General features: G+C 72.1%; 4 protein-coding genes and 1 pseudogene. 2 read left to right on the forward strand and 3 right to left on the reverse strand.

Features of this window, described 5'->3' with window-relative positions; all coding sequences use genetic code 11:
* Positions 1–125 precede the first annotated feature (125 nt).
* On the reverse strand, positions 126–1,919 hold the full coding sequence (locus JS521_RS30185; protein ID WP_205086114.1) for a pectate lyase-like domain-containing protein: 1,794 nt from the start codon (positions 1,917–1,919) through the stop codon (positions 126–128).
* 299 nt (positions 1,920–2,218) lie between these two features.
* Here JS521_RS30185 and JS521_RS30190 point away from each other — a divergent pair, with 299 nt between their 5' ends.
* Positions 2,219–2,725 (forward strand): DUF4265 domain-containing protein, encoded by a 507-nt coding sequence (locus JS521_RS30190; RefSeq protein ID WP_205086115.1) that lies wholly within the window; start codon positions 2,219–2,221, stop codon positions 2,723–2,725.
* Between the two features lie 212 nt (positions 2,726–2,937).
* Here JS521_RS30190 and JS521_RS30195 read toward each other — a convergent pair whose 3' ends face one another.
* Positions 2,938–3,522 (reverse strand): sugar O-acetyltransferase, encoded by a 585-nt coding sequence (locus JS521_RS30195; RefSeq protein ID WP_205086116.1) that lies wholly within the window; start codon positions 3,520–3,522, stop codon positions 2,938–2,940.
* On the reverse strand, positions 3,519–4,763 hold the full coding sequence (locus JS521_RS30200) for an MFS transporter (protein WP_205086117.1): 1,245 nt from the start codon (positions 4,761–4,763) through the stop codon (positions 3,519–3,521). The genes JS521_RS30195 and JS521_RS30200 overlap by 4 nt, the downstream gene beginning before the upstream one ends.
* A gap of 188 nt (positions 4,764–4,951) precedes the next feature.
* Between JS521_RS30200 and JS521_RS30205 the strand changes: the two are divergent.
* A pseudogene (locus tag JS521_RS30205) lies at positions 4,952–5,193 on the forward strand (transcriptional regulator); the annotation flags it as partial.

Genomic DNA, 5,193 nt, shown 5'->3' on the forward strand with positions numbered 1-5,193 from the left:
CCTCTGGCCTGCTGTGGCGTGGGGCCATGTATTCTACGTCTTAACCTTTCACCCTGCTTATCCGGGGGGGGGGGGGCCGGGCGGCCCCCGGGCGCGGGCCCCCCCGCTCCCGTACAGCTCCCGTATTACGGGAAGTTCACCACCTGGGACGGGATCGTGTCCGGGCCCGAGGTGGGGGATCCCACGTCGTTGATCACGTGCTCGTACTGGCCGTTGCCGCCCAGCGAGACCACGATCAGGCTGTGGAACTTCACGCCGGGCTTCACCGGCGCCTTGAAGCCGTGCTCCTGGATGATCGTCGGGTCGACGTTGTAGTAGCAGTAGCTGCCCATGCCCCAGCCCTCGTGCTGCTCGACCGAGTCGTCGACCCGATAGGCCGCGTAGCCCTGCGTGTCGCCGTTCTGGATCGCCTCCTGGTTCGGGGCGTCGTACGCCTTCTCGTTCTGGAAGAAGATCGTGCGGCCGCGCTCGCCGTACCACTCCACGTCGTACTTGTTGAAGTGCTCCACGAACAGCCCGGTCGCCAGCACGTCGTCGCCGTTCACCCGGACCCCGTAGTCGGCCCGGTTGGTCTCCCAGCCCCAGCCCTCACCGTGGTCCGCCCGCCACACCCAGGTGTGGTCGATGATCGTGTCGTCGCTGTTCACGACGATGCTCGTGGTCGCCTTGCCGGGGCCCGCGCCCCCGATCCGTACGAACACGTCCTGGAGCGAGGTCGGGTTGGTCGAGTGGTCCGCCGAGGCGTTCTCGGGGCCGACCTCGATCAGCGTCTCGGAGTTGACCGGGCCCGCGTCGACCAGCAGGCCCGCGAGCTTCACGCCGTCCACGTCACCGACCTTGATCGCGGTCACCCCGTTGTCCGGGATGATCGTGGCCAGGCCGAGGCCGAGGGCCACGGTGTCCGCGCGGTTGATGGTGATCGTCTCGTCGATGTGGTAGACGCCGGGCGTGAAGAGCAGGTGCAGGCCCTGCTCCACGGCCGCGTTGATGGTGGCGGCGTCCGCCCCCTCCTTCACGACGTAGAACTGGTCCAGCGGGATCGACTCGCCGGCCGGAGTGCCGTCGGCCCAGGAGACGCCGCGCGCGTTCTCGCGCTTCTCGGGGACGAAGACCTTGTAGTCGGCGCCATCGAGGTAGAGGAACGGCTTCTCGCGGGAGATGGGGGTGGTGTCGAGCGTGGTGTACGGCGGCTCGGGGAAGCTGTTGGCCGGTGCGCCCTCGACGCCCGAGAACGTCATGTTCCAGACGCCGTTGCCCCAGCCGCCGACCGAGCTGTCGCGGGTGTACCACTGCTGCTGCGAGTACGGGCCGACCTCGCCGTCGATCTTGGAGTCGGCGATGTAGCCGCCGCTGGCCCAGCCGTAACCGTCGGGCGCGAGGTTCAGCCCGCCCTTGACGTGCATCCGGCGGAAGGGCGCCGCCTGGGAGACCGCCCAGCGGTTGGTGCCGGAGACCGGGTTGAGCGTCAGGTTCTCCGCCGAACGCCAGAAGTTCTGCGTCGCGTTGCCGTCGAACCAGCCCGCGTCGACCGTCACATCGCCGTTGAACGTGGTGTCGTTCGGGTTGAGGCCGAGACCCGCGATCTGCGTGTAGAAGCCGATCTGCGCGTTGATGTCGTCGTACGTGCCCGGCTTGAACATCAGCGCGTGGCGGTCGAGGCCGAACTGCGCGGACTCCTGCTTCTTGAAGATCTCGTCGACCTTGCCCTGGATGTCGGGCGTCGACGGGTCGAAGACATGGACGTTGGGGCCGAGGTCGCCGCCGCCCGGCACGGCCTTGGCCTCCTCGCCGAACGCGGTCTGGGCCGTGGGCACGGACATCAGCATCGCCACGGCGAGCGCGGCGAATCCGAGCGCGCGGGCGCGGAGGCGGGTGCGTGGTGCGGTGGGGAGAGTGGAGGGAGTGGGGGGAGCATGCATGAGGTACGTCTCCTGGGTCGTGGTACGTGTGCACGACGAACGGGCGAGAGAGCCTGGGGGGAGGCTTAGCGGGAGAGCGCTCTCTCGTTACGGTGATGTTTCCCCCGTGGGCCTGTACGCGTCAAGAGGTGTGCATCAGGAGCCTCGGAAGATGCCACTGAATCCAACAACTGGCCTTGAATGTGCGGAAATTGACGGCTCCGACGCGGTGGGGGCGGCTCCTGACTTCAGAAGCTGACGTCGTGCCTGGTCGTGGCGGTGGACAGGCGGACGCGCCGAGCACGGGGGACCATGGGGCCATGAGTTCCCCCGTCGGTCCGCAGCGCCCGCCCCGCGAAGCCGATCAGATCAAGGTCTGGTTCCGTCTGGTCCCGCGCGAGGACCGGCTCGTGCCGTACGAGACCGAGGGGTTGTGGGCGACGCGGCTCGGCCCGGACACCGCGCGGGTGGACAACGTGCCCTTCCTCCGGGACGGGGTCGCCGAGGGCGAGACCGTACGGTTTCGGACCGACGGCGACGGGGTGCACTGGGCCGCCGGCCGGGTGCGGGACTCCGGCAACTGCACCGTACGGGTGCTGCCTTTGCCGGACGGTCCGCTAGGGCCCGACGTACGGGCCGTGCACGAGCGGCTCGCCGGTTTCGGGCTCACGGGCGAGGTCTTCAGCGCCGATTTCCCGCTGGTCGCACTGACCGTGCCCGGCGGCGCGGACCTGCGCGGGGTCAAGGCGCTGCTGGCCCGGGGCCGGGACGAGGGCTGGTGGCACTTCGAGGTCTCGTGCGTCACGGAGGCCTGGCGGGGGGCGTAGCGTGCACAGATCTCCGGTGCGCCGGGGCGTGGGCCCCAGGGCACGCAAAGCCCCAGGGCACGCAAAGCCCCAGGGCACGCAAAGCCCCGGGGCATGCAGAGCGGCGGGGCATGCAGAGCGCCGGGGCATGCAGAGCGCCGGGGCATGCAGAGCGCCGGGGCATGCAGAGCGCCGGGGCATGCAGAGCGCCGGGGTGCGTGGGGCGCCGGGGGTTACGCCTCCTCCTCGCCGATCTTCCGGATCACCCGGGCCGGGTTGCCGACCGCCACCACATTGGCGGGCAGGTCCTTCGTGACGACCGCCCCCGCACCGACCACCGTGTTCTCGCCGATCGTCACCCCGGGGCAGACGATAGCCCCGCCGCCCAGCCACACGTTGTCGCCGATGGTGATCGGCTCCGCGGCCTCCCACTTGGCGCGGCGCGGCTCGGGGTCGACGGGGTGGGTCGGGGTGAGCAGCTGGACGTTCGGGCCCATCTGGACGTCCGCGCCGATGGTGATCCGGCCGACGTCCAGGAGGACCGCGCCGAAGTTGATGAACGTACGCGGGCCGATGGTGATCCGGTAGCCGTAGTCGACCCGCAGCGGCGGCCGTACCTCCACGCCCTCGCCCACCTCGCCCAGCAACTCGGCCAGCACGGCGTGCCGGGCCTCGGGATCGGCGGCCGATGTGGCGTTGTAGCGCTCACTCAGGACGGCCGCGTGCAGTGCCTCCGCCGCCAGTTCGGGGTCGTCGGCGAGGTACAGCTCGCCGGAGAGCATGGCTTCCTTCTGGCTGGGCCTGGCGTCGTCGCTCATGTCGTCTCTTCCGTGCGGGGTGTCCGGGACGCTCGCGGTGACGGTGATCCGTCCGCTCCGAGCAGTCTGCCCCCGTCCGCGTCGGCCGGCGTACGCAGCCCCGGGGCCAGCGCCAGCGTCACCGCCGCCGAGAGGCCCGCGACCGCTGCCATGCCCGTCGCGGGGGAGGTCAGCTGGGCGATGCCGCCCGCCACGGCCGCGCCCACCCCCTGCATCGCGAGCATCCCCGAGGAGCTGAGCCCGAGCGCCTGGCCGCTCAGCTCGGGCGGCGTGAGGGCCAGCAGCCGTTCCTGGAGGAGCAGACTCGCGGCGAAGCCCACACTCGCCAGGACGACCGCCGCCAGCGCGAGCGGCAGCCCCGGGCGCAGGGCGAAGAGCAGATAGGGCGCGGCCAGCAGCAGCCGCAGCGGGGCCCCCAGCCGCGCCCGCCACCGGGCCGCGACGAACCGCCCGACCAGCGTGTCCCCGGCCAGCATCCCCAAGGCCCCGCCGGCGAAGAGGAGCCCGGCGTGCCCGGGCGCGTACGCCACGTACAGGGACTCGCAGCCGACGACGAGCCCGTTGGGCACCCACAGCGCCAGGAACACGTACCGGCGAGGTGTGGAAGACCAGAGCAGCGCGTTCGTCCGCCGGGTCTCCCGGACCGAGGGGCGGCCGGTGGCCCTGGGCGGTCGGGCGGTCAGCCCGAGCCGGGTCACGGCGGCCGCGACGACGTACAGGGCGGCCCCGATCAGCAGCGTGCCGCGCGCCGAGAACACCGCCACCAGCGCCCCGCCCACCGCGAATCCGCAGACCTGCATCGCGCCGCCCGTCATGTTCAGCACCGAGCGGCCGAGCAGGAACCCCTCGCGCGGCACGATCTCGTTGAGCAGCCCGTACCGCACGCCCCCGCCCGGCGACGCCGCCACCCCCATCACCAGCAGAACCGCGAACGCGGCCCACAACGGCAGCCCGGGGAGGGCCTGGACGCAGGCGGCCGACGCCGACAGCAGGGCGAGCGCGGTCAGCGCGGCGCGCGGCGGCAGCCGGTCCGCCGCCGAGAGCAGGGTGAGCGCCCCGGCCACCTGGGCCAGCGACGGGCCGAACATCGCCAGCGCCGACAGCAGGGGCGAGCCCGTCCGGGTGTACACGAGGGTGCCCAGGGCCAGGCCGGTCGCGGTCTGGGCGGCCGTCTGGACGGAGACGGCCGCGAAGAAGGGGGTGAACTCCGGGGTGCGGAACAGTTCGCGGTAGCTGCGCATGGGGGGAGTCTCCGGAGGCCGTCGCCGGGGCCGTTACTGTTTCGCGCGGACGCGAAAGCCTGGGGTGGGGAGGGCGGCCCGGGGTCTCCTGAACCGGGGCAGCCGGGGCGGACGGAGCAGCCGGGGCGGCACGGCTGAGCGGGTCGGCACGACCGGGCGGGGCCGGCGGAGAACGGGCGGTGACGGGCATGGGCTGGTGGCAGGTCAGTGCGGACACGCTCGCCGGCAGCCGGTTCGTCGTCTCGCCGCTGGCGGAAGCCCTTGCGAGCCTGCTGCTCCTGGAGCGGGCCACCGCCGCGCACCCGGGGGAGTGCGCCTGGCTGGAGACCCATCTGCCCGCGTACCGGCGGCGGGCGGCCGACGACCCGGTCTCCGCCCTCGTGATCCGCTCTGCCCTCGCCCCCCGCTGGACCGCCGACTTCCTCACCCC

This window comes from Streptomyces durocortorensis (assembly GCF_016901035.1).
Lineage (GTDB): Bacteria > Actinomycetota > Actinomycetes > Streptomycetales > Streptomycetaceae > Streptomyces > Streptomyces durocortorensis.